This is a genomic window from Cronobacter sakazakii (genome assembly GCF_000982825.1).
Classification (GTDB): domain Bacteria; phylum Pseudomonadota; class Gammaproteobacteria; order Enterobacterales; family Enterobacteriaceae; genus Cronobacter; species Cronobacter sakazakii.
Genome location: NZ_CP011047.1, coordinates 3,278,026 through 3,300,444, shown reverse-complemented (window position 1 = coordinate 3,300,444; position 22,419 = coordinate 3,278,026). Strand labels below are relative to the sequence as shown.

The window sequence follows — 22,419 nt, the reverse complement described above, 5'->3', positions numbered from 1 at the left end:
CTCCTTTTCGTCTTTCTTCCCGCCCGTTTTTCTGAAACTTTCCGCTACGCGACATTCAATTTTTTCCCATTGATAACCATCAAGCTTTCCCGTTTCGGGGCTTTGCAGAATACGCCCTTTTGATGAGGGAACAGAATGAAACCACTAACCCAAAAGGATGGGCCAGACGAGGGCGGGCTGTCGCGCCGCGACTTTCTGCGCGCCACCTCGGCGCTGGCGGCCGCGCCGCTTTTTGTGAAGGCCGGCAAGGCTAACGCTGATGCGCCTGTAGCAGAGGCAGAGGCCGCTGAAAACATCGTGCCGACGTGCAGCACCTTTGACTGCGGCGGCAAATGCGATATCCGCGCGCACGTTAAAGAAGGCGTAGTGACGCGTATCTCCACCTGCCCGGATAACGAGGTGGATCCTGATATGCCGCTGATGCGCGCCTGCGTGCGCGGGCGCGGGTATCGTCAGTTTGTCTACCACCCGGACCGGCTGAAATACCCGATGAAGCGCGTCGGCAAGCGCGGCGAAGGGAAGTTCGAGCGCATCAGCTGGGATGAGGCGACCACCCTTATCGCCGATAACCTGCGGCGTATTACCGCGAAATATGGCCCGGCATCGCGCTTTATGCACACCGACACGGCGGTCTCCGGCGGCGCGTTCTCCGGCGATAAAATGGCGCGGCGTTTACTGAACCTGACCGGCGGTTATCTGGAGTCCTATCACTCAGTGAGTATGGGAAACACCGCCGCAGCCACGCCCTATACCTATGGCACCGCCGCCAGCGGCAGCACGCTCGATACGCTCAAAGACACAAAGCTTGTGATCCTCTGGGGCCATAACCCGAACGAAACCGTTTTTGGTCACACTAACCACTACTTTCAGCAGATGAAGCGCAACGGTACGCGGTTTATCGTGGTCGATCCGCGCTACTCCGACACCGTGGCGTCGCTCGCCGATCAGTGGGTGCCGCTGCTGCCCACCACCGATAACGCGCTGATGGACGCGATGATGTACGTCATCATCAGCGAGAACCTGCACGACAGCGCGTTTATCGTGCGTCACGCCATTGGTTTTGATGAAAATACGATGCCGGAAGGCGTACCGGCGGGCGAATCGCTGATGGCGTATCTCTCTGGAGAAAAAGATGGCGTGAAAAAAACGCCGGAGTGGGCGGAGCGCATCACCCATGTACCCGCGCAAACCATCCGCCAGCTTGCCCGCGACTACGCCACCACCAGACCGGCGGCGCTGATCCAGGGCTGGGGACCGCAGCGCCATATCTGCGGCGAGCGCACCGCGCGCGGCTCCACGCTGCTTGCCACCATCACCGGCAATGTCGGCGTGAAGGGCGGCTGGGCCGCCGGCTACGGCGGCATCGGCAACCGATTGTTCTGTGCCGATCCCTACAGCGTGCCGAACCCGGTGGCGGAAAAAATCTCCATCATGAACTGGGTGCAGGCCTGTGACGACGCGGCGAAAGTCACGCCGGCAAACGGCTTAAAAGGCGCTGAAACGCTCACCAGCAACATCAAATTCATCTTTAATCTCGCGGGCAATTATCTGGCGAACCAGAACCCGGACATCAACCAGACTGTGAAAGTGCTGGAAGATGAAAGCAAGGTTGAGTTTATCGTGGTAAGCGATCTCTTCCTCACTCCAAGTGCCCGCTACGCCGATCTGCTGCTGCCAGAAACCAGCTTTATGGAGCGCTGGAACATCGGCGAAACCTGGGGCACTGGCAACTATCTGCTGCTGTCGCAAAAGCTGGTGGAGCCGGAGTTTGAGCGCCGCTCGGACTACGACTGGCTGCGCGAGGTCGCGCGCAAGCTCGGCATCGAGGCGCGTTTTAGCGAAGGGCGCAGTGAAAAACAGTGGGTGGAACATATCTGGGAGAAAACCCGCGAGGCGCTGGCGGATCACGACCTGCCGGATTTTGCCGGGCTTTGCAAAAAACCGCACGTCTACCTGAAATCGCCGCCGTATGTCGCGTTTGAAGAGAACATTCTTGACCCCGATAACCATCCGTTCCCGACGCCCTCCGGCAAAATCGAAATCTTCTCAAAACGGCTGTGGGAGATGAACCACCCGGAGATCCCGGCGCTGTCGCACTATGTGCCCGCGAAAGAAGGGCCACAAGACGCGCTGCGCGACAAATACCCGCTACAGCTCATCACGTGGAAGGGGAAAAACCGCGCCAATTCGACGCAATACGCCAATCCGTGGCTTCAGGAGGTACAGCGCCAGCAGCTCTGGATCAACCCGCAGGACGCCGACGCGCGCGGCATTCAGCAGGGCGATCTGGTGCGGATTTATAACGATCGTGGCGTGGTACGCATTCCCGCCGACGTGACGCCGCGCATTATTCCCGGCGTGGTGGCGATGCAGGCAGGCGCCTGGTGGCAGCCGGACGCGGAAGGCGTCGATAACGGCGGCTGTCCGAATGTGCTCACCAGCGCGCGCATCACTCCGCTTGCCAAAGGCAACGCCCATCAAACCCTGCTCGTTGAGGTAACCAGACATGAGCCAGTTTAAGGATTATCCCCCGGTCAGCGGCGAGCAGCTGGGCTTTTTTATCGATTCGTCGCGCTGCTCCGGCTGTAAAGCGTGCCAGGTGGCGTGCAAAGACAAAAATAATCTCGAACCGGGGCGGCGCTTTCGGCGCGTCTATGAAGTTCACGGCGGCGGCTTCACGCCGACCGGCGCAGGCGGACTAATGCAAAACGTCTTCGCTTATACCTTATCGATTTCGTGCAACCACTGCGCCGATCCCATCTGCACGCGCAACTGTCCGACGACCGCCATGCACAAGCGCGACGGCGACGGCATCGTGCGTGTAAACACCGACAAATGCGTCGGCTGCGGTTACTGCGCCTGGTCGTGCCCTTACGGCGCGCCGCAGCGTAATACGCAGACCGGGCAGATGTCGAAATGCGATTTCTGCGTCGATCGCCTGGCGCAGGGCGAGCCGCCGATGTGCGTCGCCACGTGCCCGCTCGGGGCGATTCAGTTCGGCCCGATTAGCGCGCTGCGCGAACGCTTCGGCGCGCTCTGTGACGTAAAAGGGCTGCCGCCGTCATCTGTCACCAGACCCAATCTGGTCATTAAGTCGCATCAGGGCGCGCAGCAGGAGGAACAGCACGATGCATGAGTTTCCGTTAGTGATTTTTACGCTGTTCATGCAGGGCGCAGTGGGCTTTACGCTGATGCTCTGCTTCACCGCCGGGCAGATGCCGCGCGCGGGGCGACACACGCTCGCGACGCTGCCTGCGCTGGTTTGTGTGGGCGTTGCGGCGGCGATCGGTTTGCTCGCCTCTACGCTGCATCTGGGTTATCCGCTCAACGCCTTTAATGCGCTGCGCCATCTCTCCAGCTCCTGGCTCAGCCGGGAGATTGCGCTCGCGGGCGTGTTTATGGCGCTGCTGGCTATCAGTATTTTGCTGCTGATAATGAAACGCACCGTGCCGTGGCCGCTGCTGTGGCTGACGGTGCTGGCGGGGCTTGCGGATATGGTGGCCATGGCGTCCATTTACTGCCACGCGTCTGTCGTCACCTGGCAGCACGTCAACACCTGGGCCATGTTCCTGGGTTCAGTCGTGCTCATCGGCGCGTCGTTGTTACAACTGCGCCTCGCGTTGCGTCCGGCCTTCAACGCGCAGGCAGAGCTCGCCGCCAGCCGGCGTCTCTCGCTGCTGGCGCTGGCGGTAGTATTGATCCGGCTTCTCATTCAGCCTGCGTACTATCACTTTTTAGCGCAGGCTATCGTACCGGTGACGTTTCCGCTGCAACCGCTGTCGGCCTTCAACGCCTGCGCCGGGCTGCGTCTTACCGGCTGGTGCTGCTCAGCCGCGGGCGCGATGCTGCTGATGACGGGGCTGACGCGCCCTTATGGCTCGCGCTCGTCGCAAATGACCGGCAGCGCGCTGATACTCATCGGCGAACTGCTGCTGCGTCTGGCGTTTTTCTCCATTGATGGCTGATGGATCTCTTTGACACCTTCGCGCCCGCACAGCCCTGTGTGGGCGCGCGCTGCGCCAGGAAACGGCTGGCCCGCAGCCGCTGCGATTATTGCGTGACACGTTGCCCGTCAGGCGCGCTGGCTATCCACCATCATGAGGTTATTCTCACGTCGGAGCGCTGTACCGGCTGCGGGATCTGCCTGTTTGTCTGCCCGGCGGACGCGCTGGAGGATCTCGTACCGCTGGCGCGAATTCACCGCGAGGGCGTGCTGCTCGGGCCGTTTACCCAGCCTGTCGCGGCAGAGGAGTTGATGCTCTGGCACACGCTTTACCGCATTCGCGCGGTCGCGGTGGATCTCACGCGTTACCCGCTCTGGCTGCGGCCACTGGCTGAACTTAACCTGTGGCTGAAAAAGCGCGGCGAGCCGGGCTGGCAGTGTGTTGCAGTTTCACCGGCGGCAGGTGAGGCGAAGCGCCGTCTGCTGCGCCCGGACGGTGAACGCGCACGCGTAGCGCACGACGTTGCCACCCGGCACGCGGCAGGGGCATTTTTATGCGCATACGCCGTCATGCTGGATACCACGCGCTGCCTGTTATGCGGTGCCTGTGGCCGGGCATGCGCCAGCGGCGCGATTCGCTTTGGTGAACAGGATTTCACGCTCAATACAGGACGTTGCGATGGCTGTGGCGACTGCGCGGCGGTGTGCCCGGTTGATGCTATAACGATAACGGAGGGCGACGCCGGGCCGTTGATTCGCCGGGCGTTGCATCACGCCCGCTGCGAGCTCTGCGGCGAGCCGTGGCGCGCCTGGCATCCGGGCGAGAAAGTGTGCCCGGTTTGTCAGCGTCACGGCTTCAGCATGCGCAGCGGTTAACGCGGTGACTCGCTGAATCCACAGGAGAAAAGGGCGCTGTCATTAATCTGTCACGCCTGCGTCTTATAACAGTGTCACCCCGACTCTGGATCTGAGAACCATGAAATTCAAACCGCTTACGCTCGCTTTCGCGGCGCTTTTCCCGCTCTGTTCCCTTGCCGCCGCGCCGCAGGTGGAACGCTATATCGTGACGTTTCCGCAGGAAGATCATGTGGTCTATTCCGGCAATTATGCCAGCGCATTTCCCGACGGCCTGCCGGTGGGTGTGGGCTCCGGCCTGCTTTTTTTACGCAAAGAGGGCGATGACCTGATTTTCGCGACCGTCACCGACCGCGGCCCCAACGCCGACTCGCCGAAAATGGGCAAGCAGGAGTCGAAAATCTTCGCAAGCCCGGAGTACACGCCGCTGATGATGACCATTCGCGTCAGTAAAGACCAGGCGCAGGCGAGCGATCCGATGCCGCTGCATGACGATAAAGGCAATATCAGCGGTCTGCCGCTGCCCGCCGGGCTCATCGGCGCCACCAACGAGCTGGCGCTTAACGACGCGCTGCAAACGCTCACCGGTGATAAACGCGGGCTGGATACCGAAGGGATCACGCCGGACGGCAAGGGCGGCTACTGGCTGTGTGACGAATATGGCCCGTTTATTATTCATGTGGATGCCAGCGGCGCAATCCTTGCTAAACATGGCCCGCAGGCGGGCAAGGGCGAAGAGGGCGTGGCCGGCGGTCTGCCGAATATCATTAAGTGGCGTCAGCCTAACCGCGGCTTCGAAGGGCTGACCCGGATGCCGGACGGGCGCATTATCGCGGCGGTGCAGAGCACGCTGGATATCGACGGCAAAACCAAAAACACCGCGCGCTTTACGCGGCTGGTGAGTTTTGACCCGGCGACCGGCAAAACCGCGATGTACGGTTATCCGATCGACATCGACGTCTATAAAAAAGCCAAAGATGCCAAAATCGGCGATATCGTGGCGCTGGACGACCACCGCATTTTGCTTATCGAACAGGGTGGCGATAAGAACAAAACCATGCGTAACCGCGTCTATGTGGTCGATCTCAGTAACGCCACCGATCTGAGCACGCTGGATAAGACCGAGCCGCCGGAATTCGACGATGCGGAAAAACTCAACGCGCGCGGCGTGAAGCTCGCCACAAAGCAGCTGGCGGTGGATTTGCGGGAACTGGGCTGGCAGCAGGAGAAAGCGGAAGGGCTGGCGCTTATCGACCCGCAAACCCTCGCGGTCATCAATGATAACGACTTCGGTTTACAGTCAGAGCTGCTGGAGCCGCAGGGCGATAAAAAAGAGATGGATGACTACAACGTCGACGGGCAGGGGCATCTGACGCTGGACGGCAAGCCGGTTGCCAGCAAAATCGGCATTAAGCCGCTGGGAAAACCCGCCTCGCAGAATGAACTGTGGGTGATAAAGCTCGATAAACCGCTGTAAAGGCAATAAAAAAGGGCAGGCCGACACCTGCCCTGACTCGTTTTACAACCGTTAGCTCAATTTAAACACCGCGACCGCCTGATTGAGCAGCTGTGACTGCTCTTTCAGCGAGTGGGCGGCGGCAGAGGCTTCTTCCACCAGCGCGGCGTTCTGCTGGGTAACGGAATCCATCTGCGCGACGGCCTGGTTAATCTGCTCAATTCCACGGCTCTGCTCGCCGGTGGAGAGCGTGATTTCTGACATCAACTCAGAAACCTGTTTAATCGAGCCGATGATGCGCTTCATGCTCTCGCCCGCACGCGCCACGCGGTCACTGCCCAGCACCACCTGCTCGCCGGACTGCTCGATAAGCTCTTTGATCTCCTTCGCGGCCACCGACGAGCGCTGCGCCAGATTACGCACTTCGCTTGCCACCACCGCAAAACCTCGACCCTGCTCACCCGCACGGGCGGCTTCCACCGCGGCGTTGAGCGCCAGGATGTTAGTCTGGAAGGCGATATCTTCGATAATGCCGATAATGTTGTCGATTTTGCTAGAGCTTGATTCGATCTCCTGCATGGAGACGACAACTTCTTCGACAATCGCGTTGCCTTCCTGGGCGGCGCTGCGCATATTGCCCGCGAGCTTATTCGCCTCGGCGGTGTTCTCCGAGGTGTGCTTCACGGTCGAGGTCAGCTGTTCCATGCTGGCGGCGGTTTCGCCAAGCGACGCGGCCTGCTCTTCGGTACGCGCCGAGAGATCGACGTTACCGGCGGCGATCTCTTCCGCGGCGTGGGCCACGCTCTGGCTGGAGTCGCGCACCTGGGCAATGATATTGACCAGCGACAGACGCATCTGCTCAAGCGAGCCAAGCATATCGCCAATCTCATCTTTCGAGCCGGAGAGCACCGGCGTGTGCAGCTCGCCTTCCGCCATCTGCTGGCAGTGGCGACGCGCGGCATCCAGCGGCGACAGTACGCGGCGTTTCAGCAGAATAAACATCGCGCCAATCAGCAGCGTAAACAGCAGGGCGAACACCGCGATGGTAACGATGCTGTTTACAAAACGCGCCTGCGCCTCCTGGTTCAGACGCTGGGCATATTTCTCACGAAACGCCAGCAGCTGATCGAGCGTAATTTCAAACTGACGATCCAGTTGCGGAATTGTGGTGCTTACGAGCTGGTTAAACCGCGCGGTATCGTTGCGACTCGCCGCATCCATCAGCGGACGCAGGCCGTCATCAACATACGCCTGCCAGGCCTGACGGTACGGGGCCGCCAGCGCTTCTTCGCCTTCAACCGCAGGGGCTGCTTTGTAGTTATTGAACGCCGCGATGGCTTTTTGCATCACCTTGTTGGCGGTTTCAAGCGACGCCTGCGTTTTCTGGGTATCGCCAAGAGAGGCGTTAATCATCGCCTCCATCAGGCGCACGCGCAGCGTACGGCTGTGGTTAATCGGATCAATTACCGAAAGCACCACGCGAATTTCTTTATTCACGTTATCCAGCGACTGGTTACTGCGCGTGAGCGACCAGAGGTTAGAGACGGTACTGACGAGAAAGATGAAAAGTAAAAGACTGAAAACGAGAAATGAAAAACGCCTTACTGACATGTTGTTCCCTTGCGTGAGGTTGTAACACAGCGACCCGGCCACTCAAAAAGAGGAGTGCCACCAGACGGTTATCGGAATGTCAGCCAAAAAATTTAGGTTAAATGGGTTTTTCCCAACAAAACAAAGGGTTATATCTATATCAGGTACAATAAGCGAGGCTTATGTTTCGCCAGGCTATGCTTAACGCTGGCATCAGCGATCCGCGCACGTGCGCCATAGGAGTGAGATTGAAAACGCTACAGGGGCCATCTCTTTTTCTTTCGCAATTTATCAGCGACCGTCCGCCGTTTAACCAGCTCGATACGCTGGCGGCCTGGGCTGCCGGGCTCGGCTATAAAGCGGTGCAGCTGCCGACCCATTTGCCGCATATTTTTGATCTGGCCAAAGCGGCGGAAAGCCTGGATTACTGCGCGCAGGTGCGCGAGACGCTCGGCAATATGGGCCTGCAAATCAGCGAGCTCTCGACGCATTTTCAGGGACAACTGGTGGCGGTACACCCGGCGTATGACCAGGCGTTTGCCGGTTTCGCACCCGAGGCGCTGCGCCACGATCCGGTTGCGCGCCAGCAGTGGGCGGTCAGCACGCTGAAGCTTGCGGCGCGCGCCTCGCAAAACCTCAATCTCACGGCGCACGCCACCTTTTCAGGCTCCCTCGCCTGGCCGTTTTTCTATCCGTGGCCGCCGCACAATCCGCTGCTGGTGGAAGAGGCGTTTAACGAGCTGGCCAGCCGCTGGCTGCCGATTCTTAACCGTTTTGACGAGGCAGGCGTGGATCTCTGCTTTGAGCTGCACCCCGGTGAAGATTTGCATGATGGCGTGACGTTCGGGCGTTTTCTGGAACTCACCGGCCACCATCCGCGTTGCCATATCCTCTACGATCCGAGCCATATGCTGCTTCAGCACATGGATTATCTCGGGTTTATCGATCGCTGGCATTCGCGCATCCGGGCGTTTCACGTGAAAGACGCCGAGTTCAGGCAGTCAGCCGACAGCGGCGTCTATGGCGGTTATCAGCCCTGGATAGACCGGCCAGGCCGTTTCCGCTCGCCGGGCGACGGGCAGATAGATTTCAGGGCTATTTTCAGTAAGCTTGCGCGCTATGACTATCCCGGCTGGGCGACGCTTGAGTGGGAGTGCTGCCTTAAAGACGGCGAAACCGGCGCGCGGGAAGGGGCCAAATTTATCGCCGAACATATCATCAAAGTATCTTCGCAAAACTTTGAGAATTACGCGCCCGGAAGCCATGAGCGCGAGGCGGTGCGCGGGATGCTCGGTTTGGAACCTCAATAAAAACGCCGGGCGCAGCGCCCGGCATTACTCTCTGAGAAAGCGTTGATCAGTCAAATACGTTGTTGATAACGGCCGTCACCAGCGCCGTGCTGAGCGCAATCAGCACCAGATCGTCACCCACCATTTTCCACTCATAACCCGGATAATAGGGCAGTTCGTTCAGCATGCTGGCCGGTACCGATTTTTTCGCGATGCCTGGCGGCAGCGGCTTACCGCGTGCGAGATTTTTCGCGATACCTGGCGGCAGCGACTCATACCCGGTGAGGCCGTAGTTCACAGCGAGGCTGCGCGCGCGGCTGTAACTGATATCCGCCTCAACGTGGTCGGGTTTGCCGTAGTTTTTACGGCCCGACGCGTTGCCGCTGTCATTCTGGTCGTGGGCGCCATGATGACCATTGTTGCCGTGATTGCCGCTGTTACCATGACCGTTACCATTTCCGTGGCCGTTCCCGTTGCCGGGATTCGCCAGCGCAGGCGTGGCGCATACGGTAAACGCTGCCAGCAGAAGCGCCAGCGCACTCAAACGTTTCGTTTTCATAACCCTTCCTCATTCAGGTGGTGCAGCGTTATTTCAGCACAACGGCAACAAAAATCGATGGCGCTTTTTCCTGGATTTCACACTTCGGAATCTGCCTCGCTAAAACGTAACGTCAGTTTGCCTGCGCCCGTTCGTAGCGGCAATATGGCTGTACAAATAAACAGTAAAGCAGGGCGCAAAAGCGCCGCAGAAACGAACAGCGTTTCGGGAACAGCTTATTAAAAGTGGGCAGCGCGTTTAACACACCGCAACAGAGAATCGCAGGATAGAAACGCCGGTGCGGGCGCACCGGCGGGAGGCGTTAACGCAAGCCGATGATTTTCGCCAGCGCCTGACGGTCGGCGGGTTTGATATCGAGCGGATGTTCGTAGCCGATATTTTCAATCGCGCGGGTGTAAAGCGCGACCAGCCAGTCGTAGACATAACGCGTGGCGGCATGCACCGGTTTTTCGCCAAGGCGCGTCAGACGCTTATCCTGCGCAACGGCAGAGGCGAACAGGCGCTCGTTCGGATTAACGCGGCTCGCCGGGCGCTCGGCCTGGGGCACACGCTCAAAGCCCAGCCAGCTTACGAAGTTGCCAAGCTCAGCGCGTAATTGTGCGCCGGAAAGCCCTTCATGCGCTGCCAGCGTTTCCAGACGCGCCGCGAGATCCAGCCTATAGCTCGCGATAATCAGCGTGTCGCCGAGCCAGTGCAGCGTGGCGGGGTCAATGCCGAGCTGCGCGGCATGTTCTTCGCTCTGCATCCACTGGCGAACGTGGTTCACCCACAGGCGATGTGCGCGACGGGCGAGCGACGCGCCGGAGGCGGTATCAACAGGACGCACGGAAGTGGATTCGCCGAAAAGATCGATCTCGGCGCTGAATAGCCCCTGTGGCGTCTCTTCGTGGCGCTCTTCGGTTTCACAGAGCGCCTGCAATGCGGCCGGGTCAGGCAGCAGCGCCTGGAGCAGATCGCCGTGGCGCGCGGCCTGGCGCTGCAATGTGCGCACGCCGTTTTCCGCCGTGGACCGCAGCGTCGCCGCGTCAGTGGTCAGCGGGGCCAGATAACGGCTGAACAGCAGCGCGGGCTGCGCCTGTGCCTGCTCGATGAGTAACGCAAGGCGATGCTCGCGGCTGCTCTGGCTCAGCGCCTGCGAGAGCCATTCGGTCAGACGTTGCAGATTACGCCCGTCGAGCGCCTGCAATGTGCCCCAGGTGTGGCCCGGCTTGCCGAGTAAGCGCTGAACGCCTTCGTCCAGATGCTGGCCGTCAAGGAAGCGGGCGTCGTGCGGCGTAATGGCCCACACGAGCCCCGGCAGCGCGTCCGGAGAGGCCGGTTGCGTGGCGTTCACCCAGCGCAGCAGCGCGCGCGCGACTGGCGCGATATCGGCGCGGCGCTGTACGGCGTTACACACCATCAGCACGTCCGGCTGCTGGTGCTGACGATAATAGTCGAGCAGAAACGCGATTTTACTGGCGTTCAGGCTGTCATTCTGGTCAAACGTCGCGCCGGGAATATCCAGCAGATCGACGCCTTCCGGTACAGAAGGTGTGGCGAGCGGCAGCGTCAGCTCGGCACACAGCAGCGTCAGCGTCGTGAGCGGCAGGCTGACCATACCCTGCAACTGTTGTTGTTCGAGGGCGCGCACCAGGACTTCATCCGGCAGCGCGTCTTCACCGGAGCCAGCAGGGAGCAGAAAGCCTTCCACCGGGAGCGAGAAGTTATCGACGAGCAGGCTCAACGGCGCGGCCACTTCACGGGCATGGCCGAGCAGCAACAGGCCTTCGGCGAGCGTCATAAACTGCTGCGTCAGCTCTGCGATATCGCCCCACAGCAGCGCGTACAGCCGCACGCGTTCTGGGAGATTCAGCGCTGGCAGCAGCTCTGCGAGCTGATACCAGGCGTCGTCGCTCAGCGTGCGCTGGCGCGCGGGCGTCAGTTCACGCCAGCGGGCGGCAAGCGTCATGATATCCGGCGCGCTAATGGCCGGGTGGCTCTGTGGCTGGCCGAGGCTTTGCAACTGGGCTAAACGCTGGCGCAGCTCTTCTTCGCTGACGGCGCGCGACTGACCGCTGGTCTGGTAGTGCGCGAGGAAAATCTGCACCAGTTCCGCTTCGCTGAAAAGGCGCAGGCGCAGCGGAAACTCCTCCGGAAGCGTTGGCGGCGTGCGGGTAAAGCGCACCGCCATCGCGGTCGCGCTGTGACCGGGGTTGATATGGGTCAGCCAGTCGAGGTGCTTATCGCCAGGTGCCACGGACACCTGGCCCTGCGAACCGTTGGCAAGCGTCGCCAGCAGGTGCGCTTTGCCCGCCTGGGAATGACCATAAAGGCCGAGCGTGCGCGGCTCACTGGCGAGCGCGTTAAGCGTCTGTGCGCTGGCGCGCAGCGCGTTCAGACGCGCCAGCAACGGGCCTGCGTCCTCATCCAGCAGCGGCGCGTGCGCGCGGGTGGTTTCGACCCACCGGGTCAGGGCGACAGGCGTAGTGAGTGTCTGGTTAATGAGGGTAGAGACTGTCATTTCAGATAAACGCTCCCGCTGTCGATCCAGTAATGGCTGCCGGAACTGCGACGGTCAGCCAGCGTATTCAGTTTAAAAGTGACCTGCTCCGGCGGCACGCGGGTGCCGTCTGAGAGCCAGGCTTCGCTGAGCGTAAAGCCTTCCGGTGCTTCATGCTTGCTGCCACCGGTCAGCTGCAGGCGCACGTTCAGTACGCCGTCGCCGGCAATGGCTTTCGCGAGCTCTGGTGAGTTGACCGAGAGCGTATAGAGCGGCGTGGCGGGCCAGCGGGCGTTATCGAGCTGGCGGAAGCCGAGCGTCACATTGCCGCGCAGCGGGAAGTGTAAGCGGGCGTCGAGCTTCGCACCCGGCGCGTCAAGATCGATATCGCGATACCAGACGTTTTCGTCGCGCAGCGTGTTGACGACATTATCCAGCACGCCCAGGTAACGCACGGTGGAATACGCGCCAATATCCGCCGCTTTAAAGTTAAAGCGCGGCAGGCGCAGATCCAGCGCCAGGCTGCAGAGCATCGCGCCAACGGCGGCGGTGGATTTTGGATTGCCCACGCGGCGGTGCTGACTGAAAGGATACCATTCATGCACTTCATAGTTATCGAGCCAGACCATACGGCTGACCGGCACCGGCTGCAGCAGACGGATCAGCGACTGCAGGCCCGGCAGGCAGCCCGGACGACCAGTGATAAGCAGCACGTCACAGCAGTAGTAAGAGATAGCTTCGCACAGCGCCTGAATGGGCGCGCAGATGCTGAACTTCCCGCTATGCAGCGCTTCTTCAAGCTCGCTGAAGCTCACCTGCAGCGGTACGTCCAGCACGTTAAACGCCGGGCTGCCGGCGGGCAGCGCATGTTCAATCGCCTGGTGGAGATAGTTATGCACGTTGCGGGTCGGCGGCTGTTTCAGCATTTCACCGAACGTGGTGTAAAGGCCGCTTTGGGAGTCAGTCGGGTCGCTATTTTCCCACGCCGAGAGAATGGCGTGGCCGAGTGGCATAAAGAGCTGCAGCGCAGTCTGCTGGCGCAGAATCGCCTGGGTGTCCATACGCCCGGAATCGCCGAACAACGTGGACATCAGCGTCGCAGCGTCAGCCACGCCCGCTTTTTGCAGATGTTCCTGAAGCGCAGGCAGTACGCAGCGCTGAATGACATCCAGCAGAATGTCATCGCCCGCCACTTTAAAGCCTTCGCGGAACAGCAGCGTGGGGCTGATTTTCACATTGCTGCCAACGCCGTCATCAAGCTGATATTCGGCGATCGCCATATCCGTCGTGCCGCCGCCGATATCAATCGAGGCGACGCGCAGCTGACGGCCCGGTGTCGCGCCTGGCGGCGTTTCGCGGTCCGGGCGGGCGAGGCTTGCGAAAAATCGCTCGGTCTGCCCGGCGAAATGCACCATCGCTTCGTTATAAAGCCACACCAGCTGGCCGCAGCTCGCTTCATCCCACTCCATCTGGATCTCTGGCACCGGCACGCGGCTCTTGCGCTGGCCTTTTTCGGCGCTGAAATCGTCATCGTGCGGGTGCCAGCCCAGCGCTTTCCAGACCAGCGCGATAGCCTCCTGCATGCGGCGGCGAAAAATCTCGCGCTCCTGTTTCGGCATCGCCGACGGGAGCGTCAGAATAAGCTGGCGCAACTGGCGCGGCGAACTGGCGTTGCCCATGCGCAGACGGCTGGCAACGCTGTTAATCTGGCAGACCGCCTGGGCGAGCAGCTCGCACAACATGTGCGTCATCAGAGAGCTGCGGCTGTATTGCGGCGAAAAAACCGGCAGGCGCTCTTCCGGCGGCAGCTGCCAGAGCGGCTCGCCGTCGTCATTCATCAGGTTCATCAGCGGGCCCGCGGTCGCCAGCGGCTCGCGCTGGGTTTTCGGGGTCATCAGGTTAAAGCGCCACTCCTGGGCCGCCGGGGTTTCATCCCACAGATAGCGGCGTGGGCTGGAAATACCGCTGTTGCCCTCGGTGCCAAGACGCTGCATCGCGAGTTTGCGCGCTTCGTCACCGACACGCACGATAGAAGGCCAGACAAACGCCTCGTCGCGCCCGCTCTCCACCGAAAAATGCTGTTTGCCAAAGCGCGCCTCGGCGAAGGCCAGACGGCTGGTGAACATCAGCGCATTCATAAACTGCGGCTCGCTAAGCGATCGTACCTGCAACTCCATCGTCTGGCGCAGGCCGTCATTCGCTTCACCGTGATCTTCAATAATCACGCCGCAGGTGTGGGTGTTGCCGACATCCAGGATGAGATCCACCGCCACCGGCTGCGAGCTCAGCGTGCCGGTCACGATTTTCAGCTCAGGTACATTGAGCTGGTTGCCGAGGAGCGACATCAGGTTGAGCCAGTGAGCCTGATATTCAAACACTTTCAGCGCGCGCTGGATCTCCTGCTCGCTGCGGCCCTCATTCGCGCCGACAAACTGGGTGAAGGCTTCACGCAGCCAGCCGTCAACCCAGGTCTGGTCAAGGAAATCAGCCACTTCGTCGTCGCGCCAGGCAAGTGCGAAACGCGTGCCGTTGCGCACGTCATTCTCGACGGGCGCGAGCTGGGAGGTCGCGCCTTCATCGGCCTGAATTTGCGTGTCGAACGCCAGCGTCACGCGGTGGGTGTTGCCCGCGCCGTCCGGCTCGCTGAGTTTGCGGATCTGCACGCGCGCCCAGTTGTCCGGGCCCTGCACAAAGGTACGCGGTGGGTTAAAACGCAGCACCGGCAGCGGCAGCCAGACGCCATCCAGAATGGCGAGCGACTGGCTCAGCGCGACGCTGCTTTCCGGTTTCACCACTTCAGGCTGGCCGCCGTGGCGGGCGGGCAGGGTGAATTTGCCGGAGGTGATATCGTAATCGAGGCGCAGCAGCGGCCCGTTGGCCGTTTTGCGCACAAAGCGCCCGTCGTGAGGCGCTTCAACGGGCGTCAGGCCAAAATCAAGAAATTGCACCCCGCTGTTTTCAATCAGGGTGACGCTCTGTTTGTAATCACACAGGTTTGCCAGCATAAATCAGGCGCTCACTTTCTTCATGGTCAGGGGCAGCACGGTCTTTTCATCATAGCGACCGGTACATTCGGCAACATCGTTCGGGCCAGCTTTACAGGCGATTTCCGGCATCGGGTAGCGGGAGCCGTCGCTGCAGCGGGCTTTACCGCGCGTCTTGATCATCAGCTCGCCAGTCTGGTGCAGGCCCGAGAACAGCTCGGCTTTGCAGACGACGTTATCGCCAAGCGTCACGCGGGCGGTGCCTTTGTTGTTTTTCATCTCAACACGCATCGAGGTGGCTTTACCGGTGATCGGGTCCGGGCTGCCGATGCTGAGCCGCCAGGTGCCGTTCAGGAAGCGAGTGGTCCCGGCTTTTACCTGGTTGGCGTCCATGACCAGTGCGTTTTTATCAACCGGTGCGGGGGCAGCGACAGGCTTCTCTTCCACAACCGGCGCAGGCGGAGTGACTTTCGCTTCAGCCAGCGGCAGAGAGGTTGTCGGTGCCACCGGGACGACAGGAGCAGCAGGCGCGTCGACCGATTTCACCGGCGCGGGCGCGATTTCCTGCGCTTTGATCTGCGCGACCGAAACGGTTGGCGCGGCGGTTTCTTTCTGCTGCAACAGATACCAGGTCACAGATGCGGCCACGGCCCCCATCACGACGGCGGCGGCAAGCGGCCATGTCCAGAGCGGTACGCGCGAGCGGCGGGCTGGCGTTGGCGCTTTTACCGGGGCTGGCGCGGTCTCTTCAGGGGGTGCGGTCGCCTCGGCTTCCGCGGCATAGGCCGCCAGCGCGGCGGCAGACGCGTGTACGGGGGCGGCAGGCGCTGGCGCTACGGGCGCAGGCGTGACAGGCGGCGTTGCCAGCAGCGGCGCGTCCGGCTCGGTCATCATCAACGGCGTGGGTTCCGGCTCCGGCTCTTCCTGCGGCGTCATGATGATTTCCGGCTCAATGGGCTCGGCTTCACGCAGACATTCCAGCACGTCATCGCGCGCGCCCTGGTTCAAATTCACGAAGCCCCAGAAGGTGATAACCGGTTTGCCGTCCACCAGATAGAGGAAATTCGCGCCGGGGAACTGCACGGCTTTGGCGAGCAGCGCGCCAAAAAGTTGCTGGGCGGTCTTTTCCGATTCCAGGCAGCGCTTGCTCAGCGCGCGGGCGCTGGAGAGCGCGCTTTCCAGAAAGCGCAGGGCGCGCTCGCGCTCCTCGCGGCTGGCGGACGCCCAGCCCATGACTTTGCCGCTGACCGGCGAATACCAGTCCACGCGGTCACCTTCTTCATTAAGCTGAGGGATAGCAAGCAACTCCACCAGCGGCTGTTTGCGCAGGCGAAGCGTTTCACGGATTTGCAGTGCCGACTCGAAAACCGCCTGACCGTTTTCGCCTACCGACTGGAAGTCGTCAAGGTCGCCACTGCGCAATAAAATTTTTGCCACGTCATTCTCTCTGCTGGGAAAACTTTTTCACGACTCTACTTTGAACGATAGACCGGTCAAGCAAAGGGCGAAAGAAACGCGAAAAAGCGTAAATTCTCGGGTCATTGAATCTTAGGAATTTTCTTGACTTAAGCAAAAATTCGCGGTGTTAACGCGACTTAACCGGAGCGTAAATCATTTTTATCTGAAATTGACTGATATTCAGGCGAAAAATGCCGGAAAGGCATAAAGCTACAGTTTTTTGTTATTTGCCACTCAGAGCGTGCTGTGATGAGATGGCTTTCCTCCTGAAAAGTAAAATAAAAGGCGCAAGATGAAGACAGGAAAAACATTGATCGGGCTGCTGTTAAGCGCCCTGTTACCGGCAAGCGCGATCGCGGCGAACAGCGATACCCTGATTTACTGCTCTGAGGCATCACCCGAGTCCTTCAACCCGCAGATCGCGAGTTCAGGGCCGAGCTTTGTGGCAAGCTCTCAGGTGCTTTATAACCGTCTGGTGAATTTCGATCCGAAAACCAATACGCCGGTGCCGTCGCTGGCGACCGAGTGGAAGGTGAGCCCGGACGGCAAAACCTGGACGTTCACGCTGCGTCAGGGCGTGAAATTTAACAGCAATAAATTCTTCAAACCGACGCGCGATTTCAACGCCGACGACGTTATCTTCTCGGTGATGCGCCAGAAAGACCCGAATCATCCGTACCACAAGGTGTCACAGGGCAACTACGAATATTTCCAGGATGTGGGTCTTGATAAGCTCATCACGGAGGTGAAAAAGCTCGACGATTACCACGTCCAGTTCACGCTGAGCGAGCCGAACGCCGCGTTCCTGGCCGACTGGGGGATGGATTTCGCGTCTATTCTCTCAGCGGAATACGCTGATGCGATGATGAAAAAAGGCACGCCGGAGAACGTCGATAACTGGCCCATCGGCACCGGCCCCTACGCGCTGCAACAGTACAAAGTCGATTCGCTTATCCGCTACATCGCCAACCCGAACTACTGGGATGGCGAAGTGCCGACTAAGCATTTAATTTTCTCCATTACTCCGAACGTCGAGACGCGCCTCGCGAAGCTTAAAACGAACGAGTGCCAGATTATCCCGGCCCCCAGCCCGGTACAGTTCGAAGCGATTAAAGCCGATAAAAACCTGACGCTGCACAGCGTTGAGGCGCTGAACGTCGGTTATCTCGCGTTTAACACCGAGAAAAAACCGTTCGATAACGTGCTGGTGCGCCAGGCGCTGAATTACGCCGTTGATAAAAAATCGATCATCAACGCGGTCTTTATGGGCAGCGGCACGGTGGCGAAATCGCCGATCCCGCCGAATATGCTCGGTTACGATAAAGACCTGAAAACCTACGATTACGATCCCGAAAAAGCGAAAGCGCTGCTGAAGCAGGCGGGGCTGGAGAAGGGCTTTGAAGCGACGCTGTGGTCGATGCCGGTGCAGCGTCCGTATAACCCGAACTCCCGCCGCATCGCCGAGATGATCCAGAGCGACTGGGCGAAAGTGGGCGTGAAGGCGAAAATCGTCAGCTATGAGTGGGGTGAATACCTCTCCGGCATTCGTAAAGGTGAGCACGACACCGCGCTATATGGCTGGATGTCAGACAACGGCGACCCGGATAACTTTGCCGATGTCCTGCTGAGCTGCGACAGCATCCAGAGCGGCTCGAACGCCGCGCGCTGGTGCGATAAGAAATACACTGCGCTTATCGATCAGGCGAAGCGCGTCAGCACGCCTGCGGAACGCGCTAAACTGTATGTACAGGCGCAGGAGATCTTCTACCAGCAGGCACCGTGGGTGCCGCTCGCCAATGGCCGCACCTTCTACGCGACCCGCAGTAACGTGACGGGGTACAGCGTAAGCCTGATGGGCAGCGACTTCTCGAAAGCGAAAATCAATTAAGCACTGCGCCGCGGCCCCTGCCGCGGCGATGCGTTTAAGGAGGTTTTATGTCACATCGTGATGACATGCAGCGCCGCGTTGACGCGGTGATTGCACAACACGTGATAGCGCCGATGAATGAACTGCTGATTGCGCTCAGCGATGACGTGCAGCTCAGCCGCGAGGAGCGTTACGACCTGCAGCAGCAGTTGCGCACCGCGATTGCCCATCATGGCCGTCAGCATAAAGAAGATCGCGAGCGCGAGGCGGAGGAACGCCTGGCGGAGCTGACCCGCGGCGGCACCATTTTATAAACTTTAAGGAATTTTTATGCATATTGCTTTTCTCGGTCTTGGCGGCATGGGCCAGCCGATGGCGGAAAATCTGGTTAAAGCGGGCTTTACGGTGACGGTCTGGAACCGCTCGCCAGCGCCCGCAGAGGCATTGCGCGCATCCGGCGCGCAGGTAGCGGCAAGCCCGAAAGATATTCACGGCGCTGATGTGCTCATCACCATTCTGGCGGATGACGCGGTTACTGAAAACGTCGTGGTGGAGCAGGGCGCGCTGGCGTCGCTCGCGCCGGGGGCGCTGTGGATCAACATGGCGACGGTTTCCGTGGCGCTGACTGAAGCGATGGACGCGCTGACCCGTCAGCGGAACATCGGCTATCTCGCCGCTCCGGTGCTCGGGCGCGTGGATGTTGCCGCCGCAGGCAATCTGAATATTCTCGCGGCGGGCGAGCCGCAGTGGCTTGCGAAAGCGCAGCCGATTTTCGACGTGCTGGGCCAGAAAACCTGGACCTTCGGCGACAACCCGGCGCAGGCCGCGGCGGTGAAACTGGCGGCAAACTTTATGCTGGCGAGCGCCATTGAGACCATGGGCGAGGCGTCGGCGCTGGTCGAGGCCTATAACGTTGGCAAAGGCGATTTTCTCGGTATGCTGACCAGCACGCTGTTTTCCGCGCCTGCGTATAAAAACTATGGCGCGATGATTGCCGAAGACCGTTATACGCCCGCAGGGTTCACCATGAAGCTGGGGCTTAAAGATGTGCGTCTCGCGCAGCAGGCGGCCGAGAGTAAAAACGTACCGATGGGAATTGCAGGGGTGCTTCGCGATAACTACCTTGACGCGCTGGCGCACGGTGATGAGCAACTCGACTGGGCGGCGCTGGCGACCGTCAGCGCGCGCCGCAGCGGGCAGAAACCGAAAGCGTAACCTTCAGAACGTGCGCCTGGCGACCAGCCAGGCGCCAATCACCAGCAGCACCGCGCCCGCCACCGGCCCGGCGAGCATACGCAGCGTCAGGCCGCTGGTGCGCGCAATATCAAACAGTAACCCGCCAATCAGCTGGCTTGCGACCAGCACGGCAATCGTCGTGGCCGCACCAAGATGCTGATAGCCGTTAATGCTCGCGAAGACGAAAAACGACCCGAGCAGCCCCGGCAGCAGCGTCCACCAGCGTACGGTGGCGATAAGCTCGCTGAACCCTGCCGTGCCGTTACGCAGCAGTAGAATGGCGCAGAACAGCACAATCCCTACCAGTGAATTGAGCAGCATGGCGATGAGGATCGTGGAGGCCGACTGCGTGATCCGCACCATCAGCATATTCTGTACCACCAGCCCCACACCGGCGGCGGTCAGGAACAGCAGGCTTAATGACGAGTTCATCCAATGGCGTCCGGTTCGGTGCGATTATCAAGCTGCAATTGCATAAACGTCAGATCCAGCCAGCGACCAAATTTGGTGCCTACCTGCGGCATCTGCGCGGTGAGGGTAAAGCCGAGCTTTTCATGCAGCGCGATAGAGGCGGCGTTGCGCGATTCAATGCCCGCCACCATGACATGCTTGCCGATAGCCCGCGCCTCGACGATCAGCCGCGTCATCAGCGCTTTGCCGATGCCTTTGCCGTGGTGCTCCGGGTGCACATAGACCGAGTGCTCAACGGTATGGCGAAAGCCGTCAAAGGCGCGCCAGTCGCCGAACGAGGCGTAACCGACGACCAGTTCGCCTTCAACCGCCACCAGTACCGGATACCCCGCGTTGCCGCGCTGATAAAACCAGGCGAGGCGGTTTTCAGTATCGACCGTGGCGTCATTCCAGATGGCGGCGGTATGTAACACCGCATAGTTATAAATCTCAGCGATAGCGGCGCAGTCGTCCGCAGTGGCATGGCGAATCAGCATGGTTGAACCCCGGCAGTCGTTCACTATAATGTTACGTTATGAATAATATAATCGACACATTAAATCAACGGATTGGTGAGCGCATTCGCGTTGAGCGCGAAACCCGCGGCTGGTCGCTGAGCGAACTCGCTGAGCGCGCCGGGGTTTCCCGCGCCATGATCCACAAAATTGAGCGCGGCGAAAGTAGCCCGACGGCGACGCTGTTAGGGCGGCTCTCCGGCGCGCTGGGGCTGAGCATGTCCACGCTTATCGCCCGCGCGGAGATGAACGAAGGGCGTCTGCTGCGCTTTGCCGATCAGCCGGTCTGGCACGATCCGCAGAGCCACTATCTGCGCCGCCACGTCTCGCCGAAATCTGATCTGCCGCTGGATATGGTTCAGGTGGAACTGCCCGCCGGCAGCGACATCCCGATGCCAGCCTCGGCCTATGCCTTTGCCCGCCAGCTCATCTGGGTTCAGCAGGGTGAACTGGTGTTTCAGGAAGGCAATATCCGCCACCAGATGCATGAGGGCGACTGCCTCGAACTCGGCCCGCCGAATGAATGCCATTTCATCAACCAGAGCGACGCGCCGTGCATCTATCTGATTGTGCGTCTGAATAACGTCGCCAGTTGACGTGAATGCACTACGCTTTTTGGACGCCCTGAAAACAAGGAGAACAACATGACTCAATCATCGTCCCGTAATCGCCGCTGGGTGCTGGCTTCGCGTCCGCATGGCAAACCGGTGGCGGAGAATTTTCGCCTTGAGGAAGATTCCATCGCCGAGCCGGGCGAAGGCCAGGTGCTGGTGCGCACAGTGTATTTGTCGCTCGACCCGTATATGCGCGGGCGCATGAGCGATGAGCCGTCCTATTCGCCGCCGGTGCAAATCGGTGAAGTGATGGTCGGCGGCACCGTTGGCGTGGTGGAAAAATCGAGTCATCCGGATTTCCACCCCGGCGACTGGGTGGTCGGCTACAGCGGCTGGCAGGATTACGCCATCTGCGATCCAAAACAACTGACGCCGCTTGGAAAATCGCCTGAGCATCCGTCGTGGTTCCTCGGCGTGCTGGGCATGCCAGGATTTACCGCCTATATGGGCCTGCTGGATATCGGCGCGCCGAAAGCGGGTGAAACGCTGGTGGTCGCCGCTGCGACCGGCCCGGTCGGCGCAAGCGTCGGGCAAATAGGCAAAATCAAAGGCTGTCGCGTGGTCGGCGTGGCGGGCGGTGAAGAGAAGTGCCGTTACGCGGTGGAACACCTGGGCTTTGACGAGTGTATCGATCACCGCGCGGCGGATTTCGCCGATAAACTCGCCGCTGCCTGCCCGCAGGGCATTGACGTTTACTACGAGAACGTCGGCGGGAAAGTTTTCGATGCCGTGATGCCGCTGCTCAACACCGGCGCGCGCGTGCCGCTATGCGGTCTGGTCTCAGGCTATAACGCTACCGACCTGCCGCCTGGCCCGGATCGCCTGCCGCTGCTCATGGGCACGCTTTTGAAAAAACGCATCCGTATGCAGGGCTTTATCATCAACCAGGATTATGGTCACCGCATCGAAGAGTTCCAGCGCGAAATGGGCCAGTGGGTTTCCGAAGGGCGCATTCACTACCGCGAGCACATTGTGGATGGCCTTGAGAACGCGCCGGAGGCGTTCATCGGCCTGCTGGAAGGGAAAAACTTCGGCAAGCTAGTTATCCGCGTCGGCCAGGACGATGCATAAACCAGCTGAATAACAACTTGTTAACCACGGCGGCTGCCGATATGCTCGACCAA

General features: G+C 60.2%; 18 protein-coding genes. 11 read left to right on the top strand and 7 right to left on the bottom strand.

Going from position 1 to position 22,419, the window contains the following annotated elements; all coding sequences use genetic code 11:
• The first annotated feature begins 135 nt into the window (after nt 1-135).
• The 5 genes from CSK29544_RS15725 to CSK29544_RS15705 all read left to right on the top strand — a co-directional run bounded on the left by CSK29544_RS15725 (nt 136) and on the right by CSK29544_RS15705 (nt 6,275).
• Entirely contained in the window at nt 136-2,520 is a 2,385-nt protein-coding gene (locus tag CSK29544_RS15725) for a DMSO/selenate family reductase complex A subunit (protein WP_029039100.1), read from the top strand.
• Complete coding sequence (locus CSK29544_RS15720) at nt 2,507-3,136, top strand: DMSO/selenate family reductase complex B subunit (RefSeq protein WP_007888834.1); 630 nt, start codon at nt 2,507-2,509, stop codon at nt 3,134-3,136. Before CSK29544_RS15725 ends, CSK29544_RS15720 begins: the two co-directional genes overlap by 14 nt.
• Nucleotides 3,129-3,965 carry a dimethyl sulfoxide reductase anchor subunit family protein gene (locus CSK29544_RS15715; protein WP_029039101.1) on the top strand — a complete coding sequence of 279 codons (837 nt, stop codon included), beginning with the start codon at nt 3,129-3,131 and terminating at the stop codon, nt 3,963-3,965. Before CSK29544_RS15720 ends, CSK29544_RS15715 begins: the two co-directional genes overlap by 8 nt.
• Nucleotides 3,965-4,819 carry a 4Fe-4S binding protein gene (locus CSK29544_RS15710; protein WP_007888832.1) on the top strand — a complete coding sequence of 285 codons (855 nt, stop codon included), beginning with the start codon at nt 3,965-3,967 and terminating at the stop codon, nt 4,817-4,819. The genes CSK29544_RS15715 and CSK29544_RS15710 overlap by 1 nt, the downstream gene beginning before the upstream one ends.
• A 100-nt stretch (nt 4,820-4,919) precedes the next feature.
• Nucleotides 4,920-6,275: an esterase-like activity of phytase family protein gene (locus CSK29544_RS15705; protein WP_007888831.1), complete on the top strand. Its 1,356-nt coding sequence runs from the start codon at nt 4,920-4,922 to the stop codon at nt 6,273-6,275.
• Between the two features lie 51 nt (nt 6,276-6,326).
• Here the strand turns inward: CSK29544_RS15705 and CSK29544_RS15700 are convergent, their stop codons facing one another.
• Nucleotides 6,327-7,865: a methyl-accepting chemotaxis protein gene (locus tag CSK29544_RS15700; RefSeq protein ID WP_007888828.1), complete on the bottom strand. Its 1,539-nt coding sequence runs from the start codon at nt 7,863-7,865 to the stop codon at nt 6,327-6,329.
• Nucleotides 7,866-8,092: 227 nt separating this feature from the next.
• On the opposite strand from CSK29544_RS15700, the gene CSK29544_RS15695 reads away from it, so the two are divergent.
• A complete protein-coding gene (locus tag CSK29544_RS15695) occupies nt 8,093-9,154 on the top strand; it encodes a sugar phosphate isomerase/epimerase family protein (RefSeq protein WP_029039102.1) in 1,062 nt (353 codons plus the stop codon).
• Nucleotides 9,155-9,200: 46 nt separating this feature from the next.
• On the opposite strand, the gene CSK29544_RS15690 is transcribed toward CSK29544_RS15695, so the two are convergent.
• From CSK29544_RS15690 to CSK29544_RS15675, 4 genes are all read right to left on the bottom strand, one after another.
• Nucleotides 9,201-9,692 carry an anti-virulence regulator CigR family protein gene (locus CSK29544_RS15690; RefSeq protein ID WP_007888819.1) on the bottom strand — a complete coding sequence of 164 codons (492 nt, stop codon included), beginning with the start codon at nt 9,690-9,692 and terminating at the stop codon, nt 9,201-9,203.
• A 301-nt stretch (nt 9,693-9,993) separates the two neighbouring features.
• A complete protein-coding gene (locus CSK29544_RS15685; protein WP_007888817.1) occupies nt 9,994-12,192 on the bottom strand; it encodes a virulence factor SrfC family protein in 2,199 nt (732 codons plus the stop codon).
• A complete protein-coding gene (locus CSK29544_RS15680; RefSeq protein ID WP_007888816.1) occupies nt 12,189-15,176 on the bottom strand; it encodes a virulence factor SrfB in 2,988 nt (995 codons plus the stop codon). The genes CSK29544_RS15685 and CSK29544_RS15680 overlap by 4 nt, the downstream gene beginning before the upstream one ends.
• Before the next feature lie 3 nt (nt 15,177-15,179).
• Nucleotides 15,180-16,592 carry an SrfA family protein gene (locus CSK29544_RS15675; protein ID WP_029039103.1) on the bottom strand — a complete coding sequence of 471 codons (1,413 nt, stop codon included), beginning with the start codon at nt 16,590-16,592 and terminating at the stop codon, nt 15,180-15,182.
• Between the two features lie 313 nt (nt 16,593-16,905).
• Between CSK29544_RS15675 and CSK29544_RS15670 the strand changes: the two genes are divergently transcribed.
• From CSK29544_RS15670 to CSK29544_RS15660, 3 genes are read left to right on the top strand one after another with little or no spacing between them, the layout of a single operon-like run.
• A complete protein-coding gene (locus CSK29544_RS15670) occupies nt 16,906-18,501 on the top strand; it encodes an ABC transporter substrate-binding protein (protein ID WP_029039104.1) in 1,596 nt (531 codons plus the stop codon).
• 47 nt (nt 18,502-18,548) lie between these two features.
• Nucleotides 18,549-18,794, top strand: a complete 246-nt coding sequence (locus CSK29544_RS15665; protein ID WP_007888808.1) for a DUF2526 family protein — start codon at nt 18,549-18,551, stop codon at nt 18,792-18,794.
• Nucleotides 18,795-18,810: 16 nt separating this feature from the next.
• Nucleotides 18,811-19,695: an NAD(P)-dependent oxidoreductase gene (locus CSK29544_RS15660; protein ID WP_007888806.1), complete on the top strand. Its 885-nt coding sequence runs from the start codon at nt 18,811-18,813 to the stop codon at nt 19,693-19,695.
• Between the two features lie 3 nt (nt 19,696-19,698).
• On the opposite strand, the gene CSK29544_RS15655 is transcribed toward CSK29544_RS15660, so the two are convergent.
• Together CSK29544_RS15655 and CSK29544_RS15650 are read right to left on the bottom strand one after the other, a co-directional pair.
• A complete protein-coding gene (locus CSK29544_RS15655) occupies nt 19,699-20,148 on the bottom strand; it encodes a DMT family transporter (protein WP_007888805.1) in 450 nt (149 codons plus the stop codon).
• Nucleotides 20,145-20,663, bottom strand: coding sequence for a GNAT family N-acetyltransferase (locus tag CSK29544_RS15650; RefSeq protein ID WP_007888804.1), 519 nt, complete (start codon nt 20,661-20,663; stop codon nt 20,145-20,147). Before CSK29544_RS15650 ends, CSK29544_RS15655 begins: the two co-directional genes overlap by 4 nt.
• A gap of 38 nt (nt 20,664-20,701) precedes the next feature.
• Here CSK29544_RS15650 and CSK29544_RS15645 point away from each other — a divergent pair, with 38 nt between their 5' ends.
• The gene (locus CSK29544_RS15645) at nt 20,702-21,277 is read left to right on the top strand and encodes a helix-turn-helix domain-containing protein (protein WP_007888803.1); all 576 of its coding nucleotides are present in this window, start codon (nt 20,702-20,704) and stop codon (nt 21,275-21,277) included.
• 48 nt (nt 21,278-21,325) lie between these two features.
• On the top strand, nt 21,326-22,366 hold the full coding sequence (gene curA / locus CSK29544_RS15640) for an NADPH-dependent curcumin/dihydrocurcumin reductase (protein WP_004387850.1): 1,041 nt from the start codon (nt 21,326-21,328) through the stop codon (nt 22,364-22,366).
• Nucleotides 22,367-22,419: the final 53 nt, after the last annotated feature.

Excerpts from the sequence above, each read along its gene's own strand:
- CSK29544_RS15725 (WP_029039100.1), top strand. The coding sequence starts at position 136 with ATGAAACCACTAACCCAAAAGGATGGGCCAGACGAGGGCGGGCTGTCG.
- CSK29544_RS15720 (WP_007888834.1), top strand. The coding sequence starts at position 2,507 with ATGAGCCAGTTTAAGGATTATCCCCCGGTCAGCGGCGAGCAGCTGGGC.
- CSK29544_RS15715 (WP_029039101.1), top strand. The coding sequence starts at position 3,129 with ATGCATGAGTTTCCGTTAGTGATTTTTACGCTGTTCATGCAGGGCGCA.
- CSK29544_RS15710 (WP_007888832.1), top strand. The coding sequence starts at position 3,965 with ATGGATCTCTTTGACACCTTCGCGCCCGCACAGCCCTGTGTGGGCGCG.
- CSK29544_RS15705 (WP_007888831.1), top strand. The coding sequence starts at position 4,920 with ATGAAATTCAAACCGCTTACGCTCGCTTTCGCGGCGCTTTTCCCGCTC.
- CSK29544_RS15700 (WP_007888828.1), bottom strand. The coding sequence starts at position 7,865 with ATGTCAGTAAGGCGTTTTTCATTTCTCGTTTTCAGTCTTTTACTTTTC.
- CSK29544_RS15690 (WP_007888819.1), bottom strand. The coding sequence starts at position 9,692 with ATGAAAACGAAACGTTTGAGTGCGCTGGCGCTTCTGCTGGCAGCGTTT.
- CSK29544_RS15685 (WP_007888817.1), bottom strand. The coding sequence starts at position 12,192 with ATGACAGTCTCTACCCTCATTAACCAGACACTCACTACGCCTGTCGCC.
- CSK29544_RS15680 (WP_007888816.1), bottom strand. The coding sequence starts at position 15,176 with ATGCTGGCAAACCTGTGTGATTACAAACAGAGCGTCACCCTGATTGAA.
- CSK29544_RS15670 (WP_029039104.1), top strand. The coding sequence starts at position 16,906 with ATGAAGACAGGAAAAACATTGATCGGGCTGCTGTTAAGCGCCCTGTTA.
- CSK29544_RS15665 (WP_007888808.1), top strand. The coding sequence starts at position 18,549 with ATGTCACATCGTGATGACATGCAGCGCCGCGTTGACGCGGTGATTGCA.
- CSK29544_RS15660 (WP_007888806.1), top strand. The coding sequence starts at position 18,811 with ATGCATATTGCTTTTCTCGGTCTTGGCGGCATGGGCCAGCCGATGGCG.
- CSK29544_RS15655 (WP_007888805.1), bottom strand. The coding sequence starts at position 20,148 with ATGAACTCGTCATTAAGCCTGCTGTTCCTGACCGCCGCCGGTGTGGGG.
- CSK29544_RS15650 (WP_007888804.1), bottom strand. The coding sequence starts at position 20,663 with ATGCTGATTCGCCATGCCACTGCGGACGACTGCGCCGCTATCGCTGAG.
- CSK29544_RS15645 (WP_007888803.1), top strand. The coding sequence starts at position 20,702 with ATGAATAATATAATCGACACATTAAATCAACGGATTGGTGAGCGCATT.
- curA (WP_004387850.1), top strand. The coding sequence starts at position 21,326 with ATGACTCAATCATCGTCCCGTAATCGCCGCTGGGTGCTGGCTTCGCGT.